This is a genomic window from Bradyrhizobium sp. SEMIA (assembly GCF_014844175.1).
GTDB classification, from domain to species: domain Bacteria; phylum Pseudomonadota; class Alphaproteobacteria; order Rhizobiales; family Xanthobacteraceae; genus Bradyrhizobium; species Bradyrhizobium arachidis.
Genome location: NZ_CP046601.1, coordinates 5,224,410 through 5,244,757 on the forward strand (window position 1 = coordinate 5,224,410; position 20,348 = coordinate 5,244,757).

At 64.9% G+C, this 20,348-nt stretch carries 21 protein-coding genes and 3 pseudogenes; 14 read left to right on the plus strand and 10 right to left on the minus strand.

All coding sequences use genetic code 11. The features are described from left to right. Nucleotides 1-114 precede the first annotated feature (114 nt). The 4 genes from FOM02_RS25420 to FOM02_RS25435 form a co-directional block, all read right to left on the minus strand. On the minus strand, nucleotides 115-537 hold the full coding sequence (locus tag FOM02_RS25420; RefSeq protein ID WP_231164313.1) for a putative quinol monooxygenase: 423 nt from the start codon (nucleotides 535-537) through the stop codon (nucleotides 115-117). 76 nt (nucleotides 538-613) lie between these two features. Continuing rightward, complete coding sequence (locus tag FOM02_RS25425) at nucleotides 614-1,354, minus strand: VOC family protein (RefSeq protein WP_265440071.1); 741 nt, start codon at nucleotides 1,352-1,354, stop codon at nucleotides 614-616. Beyond that, nucleotides 1,308-2,321 (minus strand): aldo/keto reductase, encoded by a 1,014-nt coding sequence (locus tag FOM02_RS25430; RefSeq protein WP_265440072.1) that lies wholly within the window; start codon nucleotides 2,319-2,321, stop codon nucleotides 1,308-1,310. The genes FOM02_RS25425 and FOM02_RS25430 overlap by 47 nt, the downstream gene beginning before the upstream one ends. A gap of 52 nt (nucleotides 2,322-2,373) precedes the next feature. Then, nucleotides 2,374-3,129: an alpha/beta fold hydrolase gene (locus FOM02_RS25435; RefSeq protein WP_231164314.1), complete on the minus strand. Its 756-nt coding sequence runs from the start codon at nucleotides 3,127-3,129 to the stop codon at nucleotides 2,374-2,376. A 338-nt stretch (nucleotides 3,130-3,467) separates the two neighbouring features. Here FOM02_RS25435 and FOM02_RS25440 point away from each other — a divergent pair, with 338 nt between their 5' ends. The 6 genes from FOM02_RS25440 (at nucleotide 3,468) to FOM02_RS25465 (ending at nucleotide 9,055) form a co-directional block, all read left to right on the plus strand. Beyond that, complete coding sequence (locus FOM02_RS25440; protein ID WP_027558802.1) at nucleotides 3,468-4,403, plus strand: helix-turn-helix domain-containing protein; 936 nt, start codon at nucleotides 3,468-3,470, stop codon at nucleotides 4,401-4,403. Nucleotides 4,404-4,488: 85 nt separating this feature from the next. Next, nucleotides 4,489-4,953, plus strand: a complete 465-nt coding sequence (locus tag FOM02_RS25445) for a (2Fe-2S)-binding protein (protein ID WP_167336520.1) — start codon at nucleotides 4,489-4,491, stop codon at nucleotides 4,951-4,953. A 1-nt stretch (nucleotide 4,954) separates the two neighbouring features. Beyond that, nucleotides 4,955-7,210, plus strand: a complete 2,256-nt coding sequence (locus FOM02_RS25450) for a xanthine dehydrogenase family protein molybdopterin-binding subunit (RefSeq protein ID WP_027558804.1) — start codon at nucleotides 4,955-4,957, stop codon at nucleotides 7,208-7,210. 9 nt (nucleotides 7,211-7,219) lie between these two features. Beyond that, complete coding sequence (locus tag FOM02_RS25455; RefSeq protein ID WP_027558805.1) at nucleotides 7,220-7,864, plus strand: hypothetical protein; 645 nt, start codon at nucleotides 7,220-7,222, stop codon at nucleotides 7,862-7,864. Nucleotides 7,865-7,980: 116 nt separating this feature from the next. Continuing rightward, nucleotides 7,981-8,658: a type 1 glutamine amidotransferase domain-containing protein gene (locus FOM02_RS25460; protein WP_027558806.1), complete on the plus strand. Its 678-nt coding sequence runs from the start codon at nucleotides 7,981-7,983 to the stop codon at nucleotides 8,656-8,658. A gap of 91 nt (nucleotides 8,659-8,749) precedes the next feature. Beyond that, the gene (locus FOM02_RS25465) at nucleotides 8,750-9,055 is read left to right on the plus strand and encodes a putative quinol monooxygenase (RefSeq protein ID WP_027558807.1); all 306 of its coding nucleotides are present in this window, start codon (nucleotides 8,750-8,752) and stop codon (nucleotides 9,053-9,055) included. Between the two features lie 115 nt (nucleotides 9,056-9,170). On the opposite strand, the gene FOM02_RS46895 is transcribed toward FOM02_RS25465, so the two are convergent. The 6 genes from FOM02_RS46895 to FOM02_RS25495 form a co-directional block, all read right to left on the minus strand. Then, complete coding sequence (locus tag FOM02_RS46895; protein WP_416207790.1) at nucleotides 9,171-9,410, minus strand: hypothetical protein; 240 nt, start codon at nucleotides 9,408-9,410, stop codon at nucleotides 9,171-9,173. A gap of 358 nt (nucleotides 9,411-9,768) precedes the next feature. After that, a complete protein-coding gene (locus FOM02_RS25475) occupies nucleotides 9,769-9,933 on the minus strand; it encodes a Flp family type IVb pilin (RefSeq protein WP_027558809.1) in 165 nt (54 codons plus the stop codon). A 193-nt stretch (nucleotides 9,934-10,126) separates the two neighbouring features. Continuing rightward, a complete protein-coding gene (locus FOM02_RS25480) occupies nucleotides 10,127-10,309 on the minus strand; it encodes a hypothetical protein (RefSeq protein WP_027558810.1) in 183 nt (60 codons plus the stop codon). Between the two features lie 82 nt (nucleotides 10,310-10,391). After that, nucleotides 10,392-10,595 carry a hypothetical protein gene (locus FOM02_RS25485; RefSeq protein ID WP_084334246.1) on the minus strand — a complete coding sequence of 68 codons (204 nt, stop codon included), beginning with the start codon at nucleotides 10,593-10,595 and terminating at the stop codon, nucleotides 10,392-10,394. 17 nt (nucleotides 10,596-10,612) lie between these two features. Then, nucleotides 10,613-10,849 carry a hypothetical protein gene (locus tag FOM02_RS25490; RefSeq protein ID WP_027558811.1) on the minus strand — a complete coding sequence of 79 codons (237 nt, stop codon included), beginning with the start codon at nucleotides 10,847-10,849 and terminating at the stop codon, nucleotides 10,613-10,615. A gap of 59 nt (nucleotides 10,850-10,908) precedes the next feature. Then, nucleotides 10,909-11,889, minus strand: a complete 981-nt coding sequence (locus tag FOM02_RS25495; RefSeq protein WP_027558812.1) for a Ku protein — start codon at nucleotides 11,887-11,889, stop codon at nucleotides 10,909-10,911. Between the two features lie 230 nt (nucleotides 11,890-12,119). On the opposite strand from FOM02_RS25495, the gene FOM02_RS25500 reads away from it, so the two are divergent. The 8 genes and pseudogenes from FOM02_RS25500 to FOM02_RS25540 all read left to right on the plus strand — a co-directional run bounded on the left by FOM02_RS25500 (nucleotide 12,120) and on the right by FOM02_RS25540 (nucleotide 20,348). Next, on the plus strand, nucleotides 12,120-12,275 hold the full coding sequence (locus FOM02_RS25500) for a hypothetical protein (RefSeq protein ID WP_162832009.1): 156 nt from the start codon (nucleotides 12,120-12,122) through the stop codon (nucleotides 12,273-12,275). 225 nt (nucleotides 12,276-12,500) lie between these two features. Continuing rightward, entirely contained in the window at nucleotides 12,501-13,166 is a 666-nt protein-coding gene (locus FOM02_RS25505) for a response regulator transcription factor (protein WP_018315821.1), read from the plus strand. A gap of 94 nt (nucleotides 13,167-13,260) precedes the next feature. Beyond that, complete coding sequence (locus FOM02_RS25510) at nucleotides 13,261-14,637, plus strand: sensor histidine kinase (protein WP_027558813.1); 1,377 nt, start codon at nucleotides 13,261-13,263, stop codon at nucleotides 14,635-14,637. Nucleotides 14,638-14,798: 161 nt separating this feature from the next. After that, nucleotides 14,799-16,198 (plus strand): annotated as a pseudogene (locus FOM02_RS25520) (hypothetical protein). Nucleotides 16,199-16,227: 29 nt separating this feature from the next. Continuing rightward, nucleotides 16,228-16,566, plus strand: a complete 339-nt coding sequence (locus FOM02_RS25525; RefSeq protein WP_416207711.1) for a hypothetical protein — start codon at nucleotides 16,228-16,230, stop codon at nucleotides 16,564-16,566. 131 nt (nucleotides 16,567-16,697) lie between these two features. Beyond that, nucleotides 16,698-17,827: pseudogene (ccmI, locus tag FOM02_RS25530) on the plus strand (c-type cytochrome biogenesis protein CcmI). A gap of 34 nt (nucleotides 17,828-17,861) precedes the next feature. Continuing rightward, a complete protein-coding gene (gene ccmE, locus FOM02_RS25535; protein ID WP_027558817.1) occupies nucleotides 17,862-18,371 on the plus strand; it encodes a cytochrome c maturation protein CcmE in 510 nt (169 codons plus the stop codon). Continuing rightward, a pseudogene (locus tag FOM02_RS25540) lies at nucleotides 18,368-20,348 on the plus strand (heme lyase CcmF/NrfE family subunit). Before ccmE ends, FOM02_RS25540 begins: the two are co-directional and overlap by 4 nt.

Consider the following 20,348-nt stretch of genomic DNA (forward strand, 5'->3'; position numbering starts at 1 on the left):
TGCAATTATCATGCGCTGTAAACTTGTTGAAGTAAGCCGTTCTGAATTCGCACGATTGCTGCGGGCATTCGGCCGCAGGATGCTGCGACAAAACCGCTCGCGCGCAGGCGCCGGCTATTTTTTGGGCTTGCCGAGAACCGCCATGCGCATGACCTCGACACCGCCATCGGCAAGTTCCGGAAGCTTGGCGAACCAAGTCTGCACATAGGGCATCGCGTTATGCGCGTCGAAATCGGCCTGGCTGGCGAACACCTCATAGAAGATGAAATGACCGGGTTTGGCACGGTCTTCCTGGAGAAAATAGACCAGGTTCTTGGGATCGCCGCGAACGAGGTCGATCAGCGGCAGTGTGGCGGTGCGCAATTCGTCTTCCTTCCCTGGCTTGGCGCGGACCTGGGCCACCACCGAATAGGCGCCTTCCGGAATCTCCTGATAGCGCACACGCGGGGCTTCCTGGGCGAGGACCGGCGCCGCCGTCATGGCCATCGAGGTAGCGAAGAGCAGGGCGCCGAGCGAATTGCGGACGAGCATTTGCATGATGAAGTCTTTCACATTGAGATCGTGGGCGCTTTGCCAGGCGACCAGCGGAAGCCGGTCGCCCGAGGTTTGATGGTCAGCGCACGATTGTCTGCTGCCGCTTTGCCAGGGCCTCGCTGAAACGCTGCTTGACCGGGCCGAGTGCTTTGACGAATTCAAGCTGCTCGCCTTCCGGCCCCTTGCAATAGATCAGCTCCCAGCCGTTCGAGGGTTCCGCGGTGACCCGGTTCGTGTTGGCGCTGCGGGGAGCGGCCTTGCGGTCCGCTTCCGTCATGACGCGGATGGTGCGGTTCGCTCTCACCTGCGTCATGCCGCGGCGCGCGGACTCGGCTTCGAGGTCGGCGATGAACTTGTTGAAGTCGACGTCGTCGCGAACGTAGAAGCAGATGTGCATCATGCGCGGAAACGCCGGGCTCATGTGCTCCACCGGCTCGGCAAAGCTCTTCGCACTGCCCATCGGCTGATCGGCTTCGCGATATTGCAGCAGTTCGAGCACCATGTTGTCGAACTGGATGAAGCGGACATCGAGCCGCTGCGCTCCGCTTCTGAGGTCGGGAACGCCGATGGTCCTGGGATTGACCCCGCGCGCGTTCGCCTCGATCTCCTGGTCGGCCAGCAGCGTGTTCTGCACGCCGTCGCCCTGGAAATCGCCGTGACGGAACACTTCGGTGCCGCCGAGCACCTCCGTGTAGAACTGATAGGCCCGCTCCATGTTCTGCACCGTCAGTCCGAAATGCTGGACGCCCTGGAGCCGCGCGCCGAGCGGCGCCTCATCGCGCGCAGTTGACGACATGCCGCCGGGGGCGATCGCCGGCATCTGGCCATTCGGCACCGGGAGCATCGCCATTCCCGAAAAGCCAGGCTGATGATGCTGCCGCAGCGGCCGTATTTTCCGATCGCCCGGGAATCACGGCCGCCACCACCGGATTGGCCAGCGCGAACTGCAGGCCTGCCGCCTTCATGCTGATGCCGTAGCGGTCGGCGATCGCCTTGATCCGCGCGACCTTGTCGAGGATTTCCGCAGGCGCCGGCGCATATTCGAAGTTGGGACCGCCGACGAGTGCGCCGGAGCTGTAGGGGCCGCCGACGACGATCGCGAGCTCGTGCTCGGCAACCATCGGCATCACTCGCTGAAGCGCCCTTGCATGGTCGAGCAGCGTGTAGCGGCCTGCGAGCAGGAAGCCGTCGGGGCGCGGCTCTTCGAGCGCGAGCAGCAGCTCGATCGGCTCGACCCGGTTGACACCGAGGCCCCACGCCTTGATCACGCCCTCGTCGCGCAGCCGGTCGAGCGCCTTGAACGCGCCCTTGCGCGCGGTCTCGAAGACCGAAAGCCATTCGTCGCCGTAAAAATCCTGCGCGACGTCGTGCACGAAGGCGATGTCGATGCGGGATGTAGCGAGCCGCTTCAGGCTGTCCTCGATCGAGCGCAGCGTTGCGTCCCGGGAATAGTCGTTCACGATCTTGTTCGGGCGGCCATATTTGAAGACGCCGCCCTTCTCGCCGAGGTCGCGGGCGCTGACATCCTCGATCTCGTCCAGGATCAATCTCCCGACCTTGGTGCTGACGACATAGTCGCCTCGCGGCCGGCCTGCGAGCGCAGCGCCCATGCGGATCTCGGCAAGACCCGCGCCATAGAAAGGCGCGGTGTCGAAATAGCGGATGCCGTCGTCCCAGGCTGCGTTCACCGTCGCCAGGGCTTCCTGCTCCGGGATGTCGCGGAACATGTTGCCGAGCGGCGCCGCACCGAAACCCAGCTTCCCCGGCAGAATATCCTTGAGAGCCATGTTGCGAGTCCTTCTGTGACAGCCGAAACGATCCGTGCGCGGGCCGGCCGACTCAGTCGGCCGCGGATGTGTCCGCACTTCTGATGAACGCCGCGACCTCGCGCGGATGCGACAGCATCACCGCGTGGCTGCTTTTCATCTCCGTCACCTTCGCGCCGGAGCGCTTGGCCATGGTGCGCTGTGCCGTCGGAGGGATCATGTGATCCTCGCTGGTCACCATGTAATAGGTCGGCTTCGTCTTCCAGGCCACGCGGTCGACCTTGGTCTGCACCGCCTGCAATCCCCACGGCAGTTGTGCGGCACCCATGAAGCGGGTCGTCGCCGCGTCGACATCGGCCGCGAAAGAGGTGGGGAATTTGTCGCGGTCGACGAGAAGATAGTTGCCCTCGGCGACCAGCGGAGCCTTGTGCTCGCCGGCGGGCACCGGCGCTTCCGCCAGCGTGCTGACCGACTCCCCGGCGTCGGGCGCAAATGCCGCGAGATAGACGAGGCTGCGAACCTTCGGATTGTCGCCGGCTTCCGTGATGACCATTCCGCCATAGGAATGTCCGACCAGAATGACCGGATGCCGCGCCTTGGCGATCACGCGTTCGGTCTCCGCGACATCGTCTCGCAGCGAGATCGTCGGCTGCTGGACGACGAGCACCTCATAGCCCGCATTCGAGAGGATATCGTAGGTGTCCTTCCAGCCCGAGCCATCGACGAAGGCGCCGTGGACGAGGACGATGGAAACGGTTCTCTCGGCCGCGACCGCGGGAGCGGCCACTGCGATCGACATTGCGGCAAGTGCGGAGATAAGAGTCTTCATACCAGGCTCCGATCCTCAATACGGCGGCATTGCCGTTGATGCGCGCTTCACTAGCGCTCGCGAGCACTGCGGTATTTCCGATTCCTGCGCGATGACCGACGCTTCTTGCTCATTCGCGAAGAGATCAGCGTTCGACGCCAACTGCGACACGCGCCAAGCCTTTGCCTTGCCTGCCTTTTACCTCTTTTAACCGAGCCGCCTCTGGACTTCGTCATCGCCGCTTGTGAGAAATTCGGAGATCGGCGTGGCAGCGGCCGGGGCTGCAACTCATCACCGGATGGAATGATCGCGCGTTCGCGATACGGGGCCGGAATTCGCCGCAACTTGCGGAGGTCGTGATGGCGCTCGTGACGCATGGAGATGAGAAATACAAGAACAGCGAGAAGCTCGCAGCGGCGGGCGATTGGCCGGGGCTGAGCATCGAGCATCGCAGGTTCGAGGCGGGGCGCCAGGCAACGCCCATCCCCATCTGCACCGAAATCGTCATGGTGCTGTCAGGCGGCGGCATGGTGTGCCGGGCCGGCAACGGCGAAGTCCAGAAGAGTCTCGCGCGGCCGGGCATGAGCTACCTCGTTCCCGTGGGGACGCAGGAGAGCCATCTCGAACTGTCGGACCGAATGGAATGCCTTCATCTCTATCTTCCGCCGGCGCTGCTGGACCAGAGTGCGCTTGCGGACTTCGATATCGATCCGGCGAAAGTCGAGATCGCCTACGCCCACGGTCTGGCGGACCAGGTGCTCTTCCACATCTGCTCGCCGCTGCGCGATCTGCTCCATCGCGCGCGCCAGCCGACCGACGCGCTGTTTGTGAAGGGAATCCAGGTTGCGCTCGCGGCACATCTTCTCGCGAATTATACGATCGACCGCTGGCGCGCGCCGGACAAATCGCCGTCGCTCGACCCGCGGCGCCTCCAGCGCGTGCTGGACTATATCGAGGCTTCTCTCGGCAGCGATATCAGGCTCGAGGATCTGGCGGCCCAGGCCTGCCTCAGCCCCTATCATTTCTCCCGGCTGTTTCGCGAGGCGACCGGATTGTCACCGCACCGCTATGTGACCGATCGCCGCGTCCAGGCTGCCCGGCACGAGCTCGCACGCGACCGTTTGTCCTTGGTCGAAATCGCGCTGGCGTTCGGCTTCGGCTCGCAAGCCAATTTCACGCGCGTGTTCCGCAAGGCCGCAAGTCTCACGCCGGGGCAGTATCGCGAATTGTGCTGCGGCCAAGCCGACGTGAAGGTAGATCGTTCCGATGCGGCATTCCGCAGGGATTGCGCATGATCTCGCAGGAATCGGAAATACGCCTCGGAGTCCATGAGGCAGTGCTGTTGTGCCGACCAGATGATCCGCGAGGAGATAGACCGACATGATCGAGCTCACGGTGAACGGGATCAAGCGCCAGGTGGACGTCGTTGCCGAGATGCCTCTGCTCTGGGTGCTGCGCGACGAGCTCGGCATCACCAGTCCCAAATACGGTTGCGGGGTCGCGCAATGCGGTGCTTGCACCGTGCAGATCGACGGAATGGCGGTCCGGTCCTGCCAGGCGCATATCGGCGAGGTCGCGGGCAAGTCGGTCGTCACGCTCGAAGGGCTGGAGAAGAGGGAGCAGCATCCGGTCCTGCAGGCCTGGATCGAGCATCAAGTCCCGCAATGCGGCTACTGCCAGACCGGCCAGATCATGCAGGCCATCTCCCTCCTTGATCTGATCTCCCAGCCGACGGACGAGGAGATCAATCAGGTAATGTCCGGCAATCTCTGCCGCTGCGGCACCTATCCGCGCATCCGCGCGGCGATCCATGCGGCTGCGGCGAAGAAGATGGCGGAGAAGTGAGATGGGCCACATGCAGACCCTATCGCGTCGGGCTTTCGTTTTCGGCTCCGCTGCCGTCGCCGGCGGCATTGCTTTCGGTGCCTATAGTCACGCTGAGGCGGCCGCGCCGAGCGCCGATGGCAATCCGCTGGCTGCGGGCCTCGCCCCGAACTCGGTGACCTTCAACCCCTGGGTCGAGATCACCCCGGACAAGATCACGCTGATCGCGCAGCACGCCGATATCGGCCAGGGCGTCGGCTCGGTGCAGCCGATCATGATCGCCGAAGAGATGGACCTCGATCCCGGCCAGTTCGAGATTCGCTTCGCTGGTCCCAGTCCCGCCTATTTCAACACCGGCTTCGCCGACGAGTTCGCGCCGTTCGTCGCAGCGGACCAGAGTCCGGCCGCCGAGGAAGCGCGTGCCAAGACGCTCGAATGGTTGAGACAAGCCGGCCTGCAAATGACGGGTGGATCGAGCACGATTCCGGACACCTATCAAAAGCTGCGCGTTGCCGGTGCGGTCGCGCGCGAGACGCTCAAGGCCGCTGCGGCCAAGCGTTCGGGTGTCGCCGTGGCCGACCTTCGCACCCAATCCGGCCATGTGATCCTGCCCAACGGAACCAAGATCGCCTATGTCGATCTCGCCGCGGACGCTTCAAAAATTCCGCCGGTGCTAGATGCACAGCCGCGCGACCCGTCAAAATGGCGCATGCTCGGCAAGCCGATGATGCGGCTCGACGTCCGCTCGAAAGTGATGGGCGAGCTGAAGTTCGGCATCGATATGAAGATGGACGGCATGCTCTATGCCTCCGTCAAGCTGAACCCCAACAAGGGGCAGCCGCTGAAATCCTACGACGCGAGCAAGGCGCGCGCGATGCCGGGGGTGAAGCAGATCCTCGAGATCAAGAATGGCGTTGCGGTGATCGCGACGAACAGCTGGTACGCCATGAAGGCGGTCGACGCCATCGCTTGCGAGTGGGCGCCCTCGGTCTATCCCGCCGAGCAGGCCGACCATTGGAAGGTCCTGGAATCCTCGTTCAAGCCGGAATTCCTGGGCAAGGAGTGGAAGAAGATCGGCGACATCGAAGGTGGCCTGAAGACGGGCACGCGCGTCGAGGCCGAGTATCGCGCTCCTTACGTGGCGCATCAGCCGCTCGAACCGCTGAACGGGATCGGCCTCGTCACCGACAAGGGCATGGAGATCTGGGTCGGCCACCAGAGCCCTCGCTTCGTGCAATATGTCGCGGCGACGGCGATCGGCCTCAAGCCCGAGCAGGTCACCTTCCACAATCAGTGGACTGGCGGAAGCTTTGGCCACCGTCTCGAGTACGAGAACGTCCGCGTTCTCGCCGAGATCGCCAATCAGATGAAGGGAATGCCGATCAAGCTGGTGTTCTCGCGCGAGGAGGACTTTCTCCAGGACATTCCGCGGCAGATTGCGATCGCCCGGCACCGTGGCAGCATCGACAAGGGCAAGATCGTCGCGGCCGACCTGCAACTGGCCTCGACGACCCCGCTCAAGGGGCTGCTCGAACGTTCGGGCACACCCTCGAAGGATCCCGACGGGCAATTGGCCGCCGGCCTGTGGAACGTCTATTACGACATCCCCAATTTCCGCGCCACGAGCTTTGAGGCGCAGGGACTTTCGCCGAGCACGACGTGGCGGTCGGTCGGCGCCTCGACATCGGGCTTCTTCACCGAAAGCTTCATCGACGAGCTGATCCATGCCGCGGGCCTTGATCCCATGAGGGGGCGCATCGCGATGTGCACCGTGCCGCACTATCGCAAGGTCCTGGAGACGGTCGCGGAGATGTCGGACTGGAAGGGACCGCTCGGCAACGGCCGAGGCCGCGGCGTCGCCTTCGTGGAATCCTTCGGAACGCCGGTGGCCGAAGTGGTCGAGGTGACGAAGACGGACCGCGGCATCAGGATCGACAAGGTCTGGGTCGCGGTTGACGTCGGCAAGGTCGTCGATCCCGTCAATTTCGAGAACCAGGTGCAGGGCGGCGTCGTCTGGGGCCTTGGCCACGCCATCAATTGCGAGCTCACCTATGCCAAGGGCGCGGTGCAGCAGACCAATTACAATCATCACGAAGCGATGCGGATCTACCAATGTCCGGTCATCGAGGTGCGCGGGCTCGAGAACGATCCGAAAGTGCGAGGCGTCGGCGAGCCGCCGGTTCCTCCCGCCGCGCCCGCGCTCGCCAATGCGATCTTCGCGGCGACCGGACTGCGGATCCGCGAAATGCCCTTCAACAAGTTCATCGATTTCGTGTGAGGATCAGCGATGAAGAGGTCTCTGATTGCGCTCGTCATCGCCGCGTCCACGATCGCGGCTCTCACCGGAATTGTCGCGGCCAAGGACGAAGGTGCCAAGGAAGGCGCGAAGGACGTGCTGCCGGCGGGCAGCGTCAGCCGCGCCGAAGGGCTTTTGGCCTGGAAGCGGATTGAAGCGGTGGTGACGCATCCGCGCTGCGCCAATTGCCATGTCGATGCCAAGGCGATCCCGATCTGGACGCCGGCAGGGGAAACAAAACCACGCGTGCATGGCATGAACATCCATGGCGGCGAGAGCCGGATCGGCGCGGAGGCGATCCCGTGCTCGACCTGTCACATGACCTCGGCCCAGGCGAACGAGCCGGCACCGTCGCCGCCGCGCGCGGGCATCGACTGGCAGCTCGCGCCGGTGGCTTTCATCTGGTTCGGCAAGAGCGGCGCCGAGATCTGCGCGCAGCTGAAGGATCCCAAGCGCAATGGCGGGCGCGATGCCGCCGGTCTCCTCGATCATCTGCGCCACGATGCGTCGTTGAACGGCTTCATCCCCCGCGGCTGGTCGCCCGGCGCAGGCCGCTCCACGCCACCGGGCACCTTCGAGGATCACGTCAAGGACATGGCCCTGTGGGGGGCCGCGGGGCAGCCCTGTCCGGAGTGAGGCGTTCTCTGCGTCGCGTCAACGCGATCCCAATGGTGGGGACCGCAATCTCGACGGCAAAGTTGTTGGTCGGCCAGCAGTGGTGCTCTGGCCACCTGAATGCAAAGGAGTAACCCATGACCCAACATGTCCTCTTCATCGTCACCAACGCAGCCGTGCTCGGTCCGCATAATCGCAAGGTCGGCTTCTTTTTCGCCGAGGTCGCCCATCCTTTCGAGGTGCTCGACAAGGCTGGCGTCGCGGTGGAGTTCGCGTCCCCGGCCGGGGGATGGACGCCTTACGATGCGTACGACGAGAAAGATCCCGCCCAGAAGGATTTCCTCGCGAGCAAAGCCTTTCGTCGCCTAAATCACAGTCGAAAGTTGTCCGAGGTGGATGCCGCCGACTACGACGCCATCCTGGTGCCCGGAGGTCTCGGGCCCATGGTGGACATCCAGCGCAACGCAGCGGTCCAGAATGCCATCGTGCGCGCCTGGAGCACCGGCAAGCTCGTCAGCGCTGTTTGTCACGGGCCGTGCGCGCTGCTTGGTGTTGACCTTGGTGACGGTACCCCTTTCGTGCGCGGCAAGAAGCTAACGTCCTTCTCAAAGAAGGAAGAGTACGACTACGCCCGCGAGGATGTGCCTTACGAGCTCGAGGACGCGTTGAGGGCAGAGGGCGCCGAGTACTCGTCTGCGGCCAACTGGCAGCCTCACGTCGTCGTCGACGGCCGGCTCATCACGGGGCAGAACCCCGCTTCGGCCGGACCGCTGGGAAAAGAGTTGCTGTCCGCCCTCAAGCGACAGGACCGGTGACGCGAACATCTGAAATTTCGGAGTGGACGCAATTCGCGAGGGGGCTCGGCATCTCTGAAGCTGCGCTTGCCCTCGCATCGGGAGCTGTCGAATGACGCAATCGCCATCCAAGATTACCGCAATCCTGGTTGCTCGCCCAGGCAAGTCCGCTGAACTCAGGGCACTGCTTGTCGGCATGGCACCGCATTCCAGGGCCGAACCCGGTAACCTGCGCTGGGAAGTCTGGCGCGACATATCGAATGAAGATCGCTACGTTCTCGACGAGCTGTATCGGGACGTTGCGGCCGTAGAAGCTCACCGAACCACGCCGCATTACCAGGCCTACCTGGCCAAAATTCCCGAGCTGGCTGATCGGACGGCCGTGGTCTTGGAAGCGGTTGAGGTCGGTGGCCGGTGAACGGCGTCAGCAACTGCACCCGCGAACAGCTCCCCGGATTTCGCTGCGCTCCATCCGGGCTAGGAGCTTGTGAACTGCCACGGCCGAAGTTCGGGCTGGCCAGTGGACAAACCTCCTATTTGCAGTTCTTGCAGATCGTCAGCTTTCGTCTCAACGCCTCATCTTCCGGATCGAACGAGTCCGGGTCCGTGGAGCCATTCTTTGCCCCGCGTGACCGGGCCGGCGGCGCCGCCTGCCGCGGGGTGTCGTTGTCCTCGGTGCCGACGCTGAAACCGTCGTAGTCGGCGGCGGGATTGGGCGATGCCGGAAACCCGCCGATCACGGGCGCCGAAGGTGCTGCGCCGGGCGCGGTCACCAAGGCTGGATCGCGCTTGGGCCGGGAGTTCCTGGCGCTCGCTGGCGGCGATGCTTGCGGCTGCGACGCTTGGGGCGGAGCAAGCGAAACCGGCGGCGCGGTCTGTCCTCTCGCGCTATCCTGCGACCAGGCGCCGACAAACGCGAGGCAGACAGCCAGAACCATCGTGCGTCTCATCGGCATCCTCAAACAACCTTGGTTCAATGATCGACAGCATGACTGTTCGGCCATGTCGTGCTGAAGAATATCAGCACCCAAATGGCTGCCAAAGGTGACGGAAATGGGGAGTTTGCTTCGCCCTACCCGGGCGGGCTCCGGCGAGCGTGCAGGGAGGCGTCGCGTCAGGCCACAGCGGCCGTTACTTCATCGCCGAGCTGACCGAGTTGAACTTGTTGTTGAGGAGCGCGCTGCCGGTGTTGTTGACGATGGTGACGATCGCGAGCGCGATGCCGGCGGCGATCAGGCAATACTCGATGGCGGTGGCACCATTTTCATCGGCAAGAAATGACCTGAGCAAAGTCATCGTCAACTCCTGTTCATCCGTCCAACGTAGGCTGGCGCCGTTTTCGGAATGGTAAATTGATTCACTAACTTTCGGGGGCGCGTGCGCGCGCAAAAGGCCAGGCGGGATGCTTCCTGCCTGCGGCCATATACGATGCCATTCGTTGACTTAAGGTTTCATCACCGGATTTGGCTGGATTTGACGCTGTCTCCGCTCAGGACGTGATCGAGCGCCCCGGCGCGGCGTTGCCGGAGCGTTTCAGCACAGCGGCAAGGCGCCCGACCAGATAGCTCATGACGCGCGGCTGCGACTGCGCGGAGCTGCCGGCGAGGCGCTCGTCCTCGGCCGTGTCGTTGACGAGGCCGATGTAGTTCTTTCTGGCGTCCTGCTGCGGCACGGGTGCAACCCCCGGATTCAATCGACGGCGCAACCATGCTCTGCGCAGCGGGAATCGAAGGTTAATTTTGTCTTCCGTAGGATTACGTGGTGTCCTCCGAGAGCAGGCGAAAACCACGATACGGGCTTAACGGATTGTTGAGGCTGTTCGCCGGCCAGGCGGCGAGCGACGCGTGCGCAGAATCCTGCACGCGACACAGCGCATAAAGCATGATCCGGAAAAGTGCGAAGCGGTTTTCCGAAAAGATCATGCTCAAACAACAACCTAAAGCGCGATGACGATTCATCCCAATCTCATCGCGCTTTAGCTGCGGCCGGCGTCCGCGTTCAGCGCCCGCAACATCGCGATGCGGGCGAACATCATCCAGCCGCCGCCGGTCTCGGCCGCATGGATCAGCGTCTCGATCGCGGTCTGCCAGTGGGGGGCATGCTGCGCGTCCTCGGGCAGCCGCATGATGTGATCGGCCGCCTCCTGCAGCGTCAGCAGCTTACGCCCGCCGCGCAAGGCAATGGGTTCGTCGAACGCCGCCGACCAGGGCATGTCAGGCCGGCCGATCGGCGAGGGGAGAGATCACGGCGCGATGCGACGGTGTGATGCCGCTAGCCGGCCTTCTTCGCCCGCGCCGGCGCGCGCACCGGCTTGTCGGCCTTCCTCGCGGGCTCCTTCGCCGTCTTCGCAGCAGCGTCCTTGCCGCCCTTGCCTGATATCGGCAGCAGCATCTCGCGCTGGCCCTCGACGCGCTTCTTCGGCTTCTTGCCCTTGACCGCCTCCTTGGCGACCTTCGCCGCGGGAGCTGCATCCTTCTCGTTCGCGATGCTCTTCTTCAGCGCGTCCATCAGGCTGATGACGTTGCCGCCGGTCTTTGGCGTTGCCTTCGCGGTGATGGGCATGCCGCTGCGCTTCTTGTTGATCAGGTCGATCAGCGCGGTCTCGTAATGGTCCTCGAACAGCTCGGGCTCGAACGCGCCGGACTTCTTCTCCACGATGTGCTTGGCAAGGTCGAGCATGTCCTTGGTCAGCTTCACGTCCTGGATGTCGTCGAAATATTCGGTCTCGCTGCGGACCTCGTAGGGATAGCGCAGCAGCGTGCCCATCAGGCCGCTCTCGAGCGGCTCCAGCGCGATGATGTGCTCGCGGTTGGTCAGCACCACGCGGCCGATCGCGACCTTGTCCATGCTGCGGATGGTCTCGCGGATCACCGCATAGGCGTCGTGGCCGACCTTGCCGTCGGGCACGAGATAATAGGGGCGGATCAGGTAGCGGTTGTCGATGTCGGCCTTCGGCACGAACTCGTCGATGTCGATCGTGTGCGTGGAATCGAGCGCGATGTCGTCGAGCTCGTCCTTGGTGACCTCGATGTAGGTGTCGGTGTCGACCTTGTAGCCCTTGACGATGTCCTCGGAGATCACCTCGTCACCGGTCTCGGCGTCGACCTTCAGATACTTGATCCGGTGGCCGGTCTTGCGGTTGATCTGGTTGAACGAGACCTTCTCGGTATCCGAAGTGGCCGGATACAGCGCGACCGGGCAGGTCACGAGCGACAGACGCAGAAAACCCTTCCAATTGGCGCGGGGGGCCATGGGCTACTCCAAACGCAACGGGGACAGCAGACAAGAATACCATCGGGGAACACCGAATCATAGCAAGGCGCGATGCGGAATCTTGCAACTGCGTTAACTGGCCATTGGGCGTGCGGTTGCTGCCTCAGTCCGCGGCAAAAGCCGGAACATCATTTCGGATCGAGCGTTGGCTCCAGGGCGGCGACATGGTCGCCGACCATCGGAGGCGACATCCAGAGATTGAGGGCATCATGGCAACCACGCGAGAGCAGAACCGGATCGTCGAAACTCCGACCGAGGCCCGCCAGGGCGAGCCCGGACCTTCGGTGGCCGCGCTGCTCGCCATCTCGACCGGACTGGCAATCCTGATCCTCGCCGTCGTCTGGTTCGTGTTCTTCCGGACCTGACGGCCGACGTCGAGGCGTTCAGACCCTTCCGACTCGCCGCGCAAAGCGGCACATTGCGCTCGCCATGCCCCGGCTCATCCGGTGGCCCGGCGGGCGCAGTCGCGTCGGCGCGTTGTTAGTATATGACTAAAAAGTAACGCAGGCAGTTCCCCGCGTTCATATTCAGTTCACGCCGGAATTGCTCATCTCTGGCGCAGTTGATGCGGCCTATCTCTGGAGAGAAACGTGCGCCTGCTCGTTGTTGAGGACGACCCCGATCTCAATCGCCAGCTCACCAAGGCGCTGACCGACGCCGGCTACGTCGTCGATCGCGCCTTCGACGGGGAGGAGGGGCATTATCTCGGCGACAACGAGCCCTACGACGCCGTTGTGCTCGACATCGGTCTGCCGAAGAAGGACGGCATCTCGGTGCTGGAGGCATGGCGCCGCAACGGCCGCACCATGCCGGTGCTGATCCTCACCGCGCGCGACCGCTGGAGCGACAAGGTCCAGGGCTTCGATGCCGGCGCCGACGACTATGTCGCCAAGCCGTTCCATCTCGAGGAGGTGCTGGCGCGTATCCGCGCCCTGCTGCGCCGCTCCACCGGCCATGCCCAGAGCGAGCTGTCTTGCGGCCCCGTCACGCTCGACACCAGGACCGGCCGGGTCAGCGTGTCGGGCAATCCCGTCAAGATGACCTCGCACGAATATCGGCTTCTGGCCTATCTGATGCACCATTCCGGGCGCGTCGTCTCCCGCACCGAGCTGGTCGAGCATCTCTACGACCAGGATTTCGACCGTGACTCCAACACCATCGAGGTCTTCGTCGGCCGCATCCGCAAGAAGCTCGACGTCGACATCATCCAGACCGTCCGCGGGCTCGGCTATCTCCTGACCCCGCCGGCCGCCTGAAGCCCCCTCGGGCTTGACGACAGCCCGAACAGGGGCCTTGGTCCGGTTATGACGTTCGACGCCCTGACATCCTGCGCCTGCCGGGACCGTTCCGATGGCCGCTAGCTCACTTGCCAACCGGCTGTTCCTGTCGGCGACGGCGTGGCTCGTGGTGATCCTGGCCATCACCGGCGTCGTGCTGTCGTCGGTCTACAAGAACGCCACCGAGCGCGCCTTCGACCGCCGGCTCAATCTCTATCTGCGCACCCTCATCGCCGAGGTCGCGACCCCCGACGAGCCGCCGGACCGCCAGTTCCAGTCGCTCGGCGAGCCGCTGTTCGAGCTGCCGCTGTCCGGCTGGTACTGGCAGATCACGCGCACCGATACCGAGAAGCCGGAGGTGCGCTCCTCGCGCTCGCTGTGGGACAAGAAGCTGCCGAAGCTGGAGGAGCAGGGCGCCGAGCTCACCGCCGCCGGCATTCGCCTCGCCTACGTCGACGGGCCCGAGGGGCAGAACCTGCGCATGGTGGAGCGGCCGGTCGATCTCGGTGCCGACGGCAAATTCCTGGTCAGCGTCGCCGGCGACGACACCGAGATTTTCGACGAGACACGCAGCTTCGACTACTATCTCGGCGGCACCTTCACCGCGCTCGGCATCGTGCTGCTGCTGACCACGGTATTCCAGGTCCGCTTTGGCCTCGCGCCGCTCAAGCGCATCTCGGAATCGATCGCCGACATCCGCTCCGGGCGGGCTGAGCGGCTCGAGGGCGAATTCCCGGTCGAGATCGCGCCGCTGGCGCGCGAGACCAACGCGCTGATCGAAGCCAATCGCGAGATCGTCGAGCGCGCGCGCACCCATGTCGGCAATCTCGCCCACGCGATCAAGACGCCGCTCTCGGTCATCGTCAACGAGGCCGGCGCCCACGCCGCCGAGCCGTTCGCGGCCAAGGTGATGGAGCAGGCCGACGTGATGCGCGACCAGGTCGCCCATCATCTGGAGCGCGCCCGCATTGCGGCGCGGGTCTCGGTGGTCGCGACCGTGACGGAGGTTGCACCTGCCATCGAGGCGCTACGGCGGACCATGGAGAAGATCCACCGCAACCGCGGCATCATGGTCGAGGCCAAGGCCGATCCATCGGCAAAGTTTCGCGGCGAGCGGCAGGATCTGGAGGAGATGGTCGGCAATCTCGTCGACAATGCCTGCAAATGGGCGGCCTCCCGGGTCTTCATCGAGGTCCTGGTCGAGACGGCGCGTCAGGCGGACACCGGCCCGCGGCTGCGGATCCTCGTCGACGACGACGGCCGCGGCCTGTCGGAGGCCGAGCGCGCCCAGGTCTCCCGGCGCGGCCAGCGGCTGGACGAGTCCAAACCCGGCTCGGGACTTGGCCTGTCCATCGTGACCGACCTTGCCGCGCTCTATGGCGGCAGCCTGTCCCTCAGCGGCGCGCCGATCGGGGGCCTGCGCGCCGAGCTGGTGCTCCCAGGAATATAATCCCTTGTTTCTACGGGATTTTTCGGCTTGAGGACGGCCAATCCGCAGAGCCAAAGGGAGCATTCGCACCAACGTCCTCAACCGCTTCTTAAGGCGCAGCCTCCTATGATCGCGCCCGGACGCATCCCACGTCCGCCATCTTACCGTGCATTACCGGGCGCATGAGCCAGACATCGATCGAGCGGCTGAGGGAATATCTCGCGCAGCTCCCGCCGCAGTCGCAGGCGCTGCTGATGCGGGAGTTCGAGCGCGCGCTCGAGCGCGGCCAGGACACGGCCGTGGCGACCCTCGTGCTCGAGCAGCTGCGCAAGATCGTGCGCAAGAGCGAAGCCGACGAAGCCCAGCCGCCGCGCACCGACGATTTGTCCCGGCTGCTGTTCCAGGCGCTGGAACCGTTCTTGGTCGAGGCGGGCGCCCCGATCCGGGTCGGCCAGATCCGCCGCTCCTCGCTGCACCCGATCTGGCAATGGCTCGGCCGCGACGGCGCGCCGGACAAAGTCAATGAATTCGAGGCGGCGCTGGCGCGCATGCCGGCGGAGGCGGGCGGCAGGTCGAGGCGCTCGCGCACAAGCTCCAGGCCGTGGCTGCCGATGCCATCTTCGAGCTGACGGGGCCGGGCGGCGGCGACAAATCGCGCGCGCTCGCCCGCGTCGGCCCGCCCAATGTGATCGAGGACCTCTATTCGATCGGAGCGGTGCTCCAGGTCCGGGAAGCCATCGCCACCTTGAACGAGAAGCTGCCGCGCTTCCTGCGCGCCTTCGGCGAGCCCCAGATCGCCTCGGTGACGGCGGCGCTCAACATTCCCGTGCTCCAGACGCCGCAGATGCTGCCCTTCGCCCTGTCGATGGTGGCGCAGCGGATGACCGCGCCCTGGCAGATCATCCGCCTCGCCATCAAGATGGCCGCGTCCGACGACGAGATCCGCGTTGCGGCGACGCCCTATGGTGTCGCGGTCACGATGGCCCTGCACGATCTGTCCTGCGTCGCCGCGATCCTGCGCATGGACATCAAGCGCGGCCATTTCGACAACGTCGCCGACAATCTCAAGGCGCTGCATGATGGTGTGCGCGGTCTGCGCACCGAGCTCGACCTGCGCAACGATTCGGTCTGGGGCAAGCAGCTGACTTCGATCCGGGCCGACATCTCCAATGCGCTGCAATCGGAGATCGACAGCGTTCCCGGCCGGGTCCGCCGCATCCTGCGCCAGCGGCCCGAGAAGGACATCCCGCCGGGCGCGCGGATCGACAGCACCGAAGTCGAGGAAACGGCGGCGCTGATCGATTTCGTCGCGACCTGCCGCAACTACGCCAGCGAGCTTGCGATCAACGAGGTGACGCTGCGCACCTATTCCGACCTCCAGCAATATGTCGAGCGCTCGACCGAGCAGCTGGTGCAATCGCTGCGCGCTGCCGATCACAAGGTCCGTACCTACCGGCAGCAGCAGGTGCAGGCCGCGATTCGCTTCTGCCAGGTGCTGTTCGGCGACGACTACGCCTCGCTGATGAGCCGCGCCGCGGAGAACGCAGCTACTGGCGAGCGCAAATCGTCGCGCGCAAGCTGATCCAAGCGCATATTTCGTGATCACAATTTGTGGTTGACGCTACCGGTGGCGAGCCCTACGGTCGCCGTGCAAGTTTTGAAATTTCTATCTGTGGGCGCATGAAACCCATTATCAGCTCCATCGAGATTGAGAACCGCGTCATTGTTGCCAAATATCAGCGGTTGATGGTCGGCGCGCAGGTGGTGCTGGTCGAGAAGGCAAGCGGCCGGCAGCTGCCTGAGACGGTCACCAGGGTTGCATCGCCCGTTCCCGTCGGGGCGTTGCGCATCAGATTGCCTGACGCCATCGAGCCGGGAACGTACTTCCTGAGGGCCTTCAACGGGCATGGCGAGCACGCTGCGCAGAGCGCGGACTTCGAGATCGGCTAAGCCGTTGGATTTTCACCGTTTCGCGACTATGTGCGGTCGCGCCAAATTGACAATTGTCAATTGCCGCATCGTCCGGCCGTGGTGTAAAGCCAACTATGGGCGCGGGTGGCGCGCTGCCGGAAGCTTGCTTGATGACGCTATGGTTCGTGTTCGCGCTGATGACGGTCGCGGCGATCTTCGCCGTGCTCCTGCCGCTCGGCCGTAGCGGACGCGCGCAGGATCAGAATAGCCAAAACCAGGGCAGCGAGGTCGCGGTCTACAAGGATCAGCTCGCCGAGATCGAGCGCGATCTCGCCGCGGGGCTGATCGCCGCGCCCGAAGCCGAGGCCGCGCGCGTCGAGATCAGCCGCCGGCTGCTTGCGGCGGCTGTCAGCGAGCCCGCATTGGAGCCGAAATCGAACCTGAAATGGCGCCGCGCGCCGCCGTGGTGGCGCTGGCCGGCCTGCCGCTGGTTGCGATCGGCGTCTACATGCCGCTGGGCTCGCCGTTGCTGCGCGACTTTCCGCTGGCACAGCGGGAGCGCGGGGCGGGCACGGGCATGGCGCAGTCGCTCGAGAATCTCGTCGTGCAGGTCGAGCAACATCTGGAAAAGAATCCGACCGACGGCCGCGGCTGGAACGTGCTCGCGCCGGTGCTGGAGCGGCTCGGCCGCTTCGACGATGCGGTGCGCGCCTATCGCAACTCGATCACCTACAATGGCGAGAGCGCGGAGCGGCGGTCCGATCTCGGCGAGGCCATCGCGGCGGCCGCGAGCGGCGTGGTGACCGCCGAGGCCAAGGGCGAATTCGAGCGCGCGCATGCGCTGAACGCCGACGATCCCAAGGCGAACTATTTCCTCGGCCTTGCCGCCGAGCAGGACGGCCGCAAGGACGATGCCGCCAACATCTGGCGCGCGCTGCTGGCGAAAGCGCCGGCGGATGCGCCGTGGCGTCCCCTGGTGCAATCCTCGCTGGCGCGGGTCGGCGGCGGTGGCGTGACGATGCCGGCGCTGCCGGACGAGACGATCGCAGCGTCGAAGGACATGAACGAGGGTGATCGCAACGCGATGATCCGCGGCATGGTCGAGCGTCTCGCCACGCGCCTCAAGCAGAACGGCGACGACGTCGAAGGCTGGCTGCGCCTGGTGCGCGCCTATCTCGTGATGGGTGACCGCGACAAGGCGAAGGGCGCCTCGACCGACGCACGCCAGGCCGTCGCCAACGACGCCGAGCGGCTGCGCCAGCTCAACGAGGGCCTCAAGACGCTCGGGCTCGACGGATGACGATAGTGGGACGAGACGGGAGAACGGACACGCCATGACCCGCAAGCAGCGACGCATGACCATCATCGGCGGTTCGCTCGCCGTGCTCGCGCTCGCGGCCGCGCTGGTGCTCAACGCGCTGCGCGACTCCATCGTGTTCTTCTCGACCCCGACCATGGTCGCCGAGAAGCATGTCGCGCCGGGCAAGCGGTTCCGCCTCGGCGGCCTGGTGCAGCCCGGCTCGCTCCAGCGCGGCGACAATCTCGCGGTGACCTTCGAGGTCGCCGACGGCAGCGCCAAGCTGCCGGTCGCCTACAAGGGCATCCTGCCCGATCTGTTCCGCGAAGGGCAGGGCGTCGTCGCCGAAGGAGCACTCGACGCCAACGGCGTGTTCAAGGCCGACACCGTGCTCGCCAAGCATGACGAGACCTACATGCCCAAGGACGTCGCCGATGCCCTGAAGAAGCAGGGCCACTGGAAGGATGATTACGGCGCGCAAGCGTCCGGTGGCGGCAAGCCTGCGGCCACGACGGCGCAGGGCAACCCGCAGGGAGCGGTGCGGTGATCGCGGAGTCAGGACATTACGCGCTGGTGCTGGCGCTTGGCCTCGCGCTGATCCAGTCCATCGTGCCGCTGATCGGCGCGCGCCTGCGCGATGCCGCGCTGATGAACGTGGCGCGCTCCACCGCGCTCGCGCAGCTGCTGTTCGTCGGCGCTCGTTCATCGCGCTCGTGATGCTGCACGTGACCTCGGATTTCTCCGTCGCCAACGTCTACGAGAATTCCCACTCGATGAAGCCGCTGCTCTACAAGATCACCGGCGTGTGGGGAAACCATGAAGGCTCGATGCTGCTGTGGGTCTCGATCCTGGCGCTGTTCGGCGGATTGGTCGCAGCCTTCGGCAACAACCTGCCGCTGTCCTTGCGCGCGCATGTGCTGGCCGTGCAGGCCTGGATCGCCAGCGCCTTCTATCTCTTCATTCTGATGACCTCGAACCCGTTCCTGCGCATCGTCAATCCGCCGATCGAGGGACGTGATCTCAATCCGGTGCTGCAGGACATCGGTCTCGCCGTTCATCCGCCGATGCTGTATCTCGGCTATGTCGGCTTCTCGATCTCGTTCTCCTTCGCGATCGCCGCGCTGCTGGAGGGCCGGATCGACGCGGCCTGGGCGCGCTGGGTGCGGCCGTGGACGCTGGTCGCCTGGATCTTCCTGACCCTCGGCATCGCGATGGGCTCCTACTGGGCCTATTACGAGCTCGGCTGGGGCGGCTGGTGGTTCTGGGATCCCGTCGAGAACGCCTCGCTGATGCCGTGGCTCGCCGGCACCGCACTGCTGCACTCGGCGCTGGTGATGGAGAAGCGCAACGCGCTGAAGGTCTGGACCATCCTGCTTTCGATCCTGACCTTCTCGCTGTCGCTGCTTGGCACCTTCCTGGTCCGCTCGGGCGTCATCACCTCGGTGCACGCCTTCGCCACCGATCCGACTCGCGGCGTATTCATACTCTTGATCCTCTGCCTGTTCATCGGCGGCAGCCTGTCGCTGTTCGCGGGCCGCGCGACCTCGCTGAAGCAGGGCGGACTGTTCGCACCGATCTCGCGCGAGGGCGCGCTGGTGCTGAACAATCTGCTGCTCACCGTGGCCTGCGCCGTCGTGCTGTTCGGCACGCTCTATCCGCTGGCGATGGAAGTGCTGGCCGATTTCAAGATGTCGGTCGGCGCGCCCTTCTACAATCTCACCTTCGTGCCGCTGTTCGCGCTGCTGCTGCTCGCCGTGCCGTTCGGACCGATGCTGGCGTGGAAACGGGGCGACCTGCTCGGCGTCATGCAGCGTCTGCTTGCGGCCGGTGTGGCCGGGCTCGTTGCGGTGGCCATCGCCTGGGGCTGGGCGAGCGGCGGCGCGACGCTGGCGCCGCTTGCGATCGGTCTCGGCATCTTCGTCATCGCCGGCGCCATCACAGACCTCGTCGAGCGGACCGGCCTCGTGCGGCTGCCGTTCGCAACGTCGCTGCACCGGGCCCGCGGGCTGCCACGCTCGCCTGGGGCACGGCGTTCGCGCATGCCGGCCTCGGTGTCGCGCTGATCGGGATCGTCTGCGAGACCACCTGGAACAGCGAATACATCGCGACGATGAAGCAGAACGACGTCGCCCATGTCGCCGGCTATGATCTCAAGCTCGACGGCCTGTTTTCGCGCCAGGGGCCGAACTATCGCGAGATGATCGCCGAGTTCAATGTGAGCCACGATGGCGAGACGATCAGCGTCATGGCGCCGTCCAAGCGCAGCTTTACCACGCGCGGCTCCTCGACGACCGAGGCGGCGCTGCTGACGCGCGGCGCAAGCCAGCTCTACGTCTCGCTCGGCGACGCCACCGCCGACGGCGCGATCGCTGTGCGCATCTATCACAAGCCGCTGGTGCTCCTGATCTGGTGGGGACCGGTGCTGATGGCGTTCGGCGGCATGCTGTCGCTGTCCGACCGCCGCCTGCGGGTCGGCGCGCCGAAGCCGGCGCGGGCCAAGCAGCGCCTCCAGCCGGCGGAGTGA

Coding starts and splice junctions, on each gene's coding strand:
- FOM02_RS25420 (WP_231164313.1), bottom strand. CDS start 537: ATGCAAATGCTCGTCCGCAATTCGCTCGGCGCCCTGCTCTTCGCTACC.
- FOM02_RS25425 (WP_265440071.1), bottom strand. CDS start 1,354: ATGCCGGCGATCGCCCCCGGCGGCATGTCGTCAACTGCGCGCGATGAG.
- FOM02_RS25430 (WP_265440072.1), bottom strand. CDS start 2,321: ATGGCTCTCAAGGATATTCTGCCGGGGAAGCTGGGTTTCGGTGCGGCG.
- FOM02_RS25435 (WP_231164314.1), bottom strand. CDS start 3,129: ATGAAGACTCTTATCTCCGCACTTGCCGCAATGTCGATCGCAGTGGCC.
- FOM02_RS25440 (WP_027558802.1), top strand. CDS start 3,468: ATGGCGCTCGTGACGCATGGAGATGAGAAATACAAGAACAGCGAGAAG.
- FOM02_RS25445 (WP_167336520.1), top strand. CDS start 4,489: ATGATCGAGCTCACGGTGAACGGGATCAAGCGCCAGGTGGACGTCGTT.
- FOM02_RS25450 (WP_027558804.1), top strand. CDS start 4,955: ATGGGCCACATGCAGACCCTATCGCGTCGGGCTTTCGTTTTCGGCTCC.
- FOM02_RS25455 (WP_027558805.1), top strand. CDS start 7,220: ATGAAGAGGTCTCTGATTGCGCTCGTCATCGCCGCGTCCACGATCGCG.
- FOM02_RS25460 (WP_027558806.1), top strand. CDS start 7,981: ATGACCCAACATGTCCTCTTCATCGTCACCAACGCAGCCGTGCTCGGT.
- FOM02_RS25465 (WP_027558807.1), top strand. CDS start 8,750: ATGACGCAATCGCCATCCAAGATTACCGCAATCCTGGTTGCTCGCCCA.
- FOM02_RS25475 (WP_027558809.1), bottom strand. CDS start 9,933: ATGACTTTGCTCAGGTCATTTCTTGCCGATGAAAATGGTGCCACCGCC.
- FOM02_RS25485 (WP_084334246.1), bottom strand. CDS start 10,595: ATGAATCGTCATCGCGCTTTAGGTTGTTGTTTGAGCATGATCTTTTCG.
- FOM02_RS25490 (WP_027558811.1), bottom strand. CDS start 10,849: ATGCCCTGGTCGGCGGCGTTCGACGAACCCATTGCCTTGCGCGGCGGG.
- FOM02_RS25495 (WP_027558812.1), bottom strand. CDS start 11,889: ATGGCCCCCCGCGCCAATTGGAAGGGTTTTCTGCGTCTGTCGCTCGTG.
- FOM02_RS25500 (WP_162832009.1), top strand. CDS start 12,120: ATGGCAACCACGCGAGAGCAGAACCGGATCGTCGAAACTCCGACCGAG.
- FOM02_RS25510 (WP_027558813.1), top strand. CDS start 13,261: ATGGCCGCTAGCTCACTTGCCAACCGGCTGTTCCTGTCGGCGACGGCG.
- ccmE (WP_027558817.1), top strand. CDS start 17,862: ATGACCCGCAAGCAGCGACGCATGACCATCATCGGCGGTTCGCTCGCC.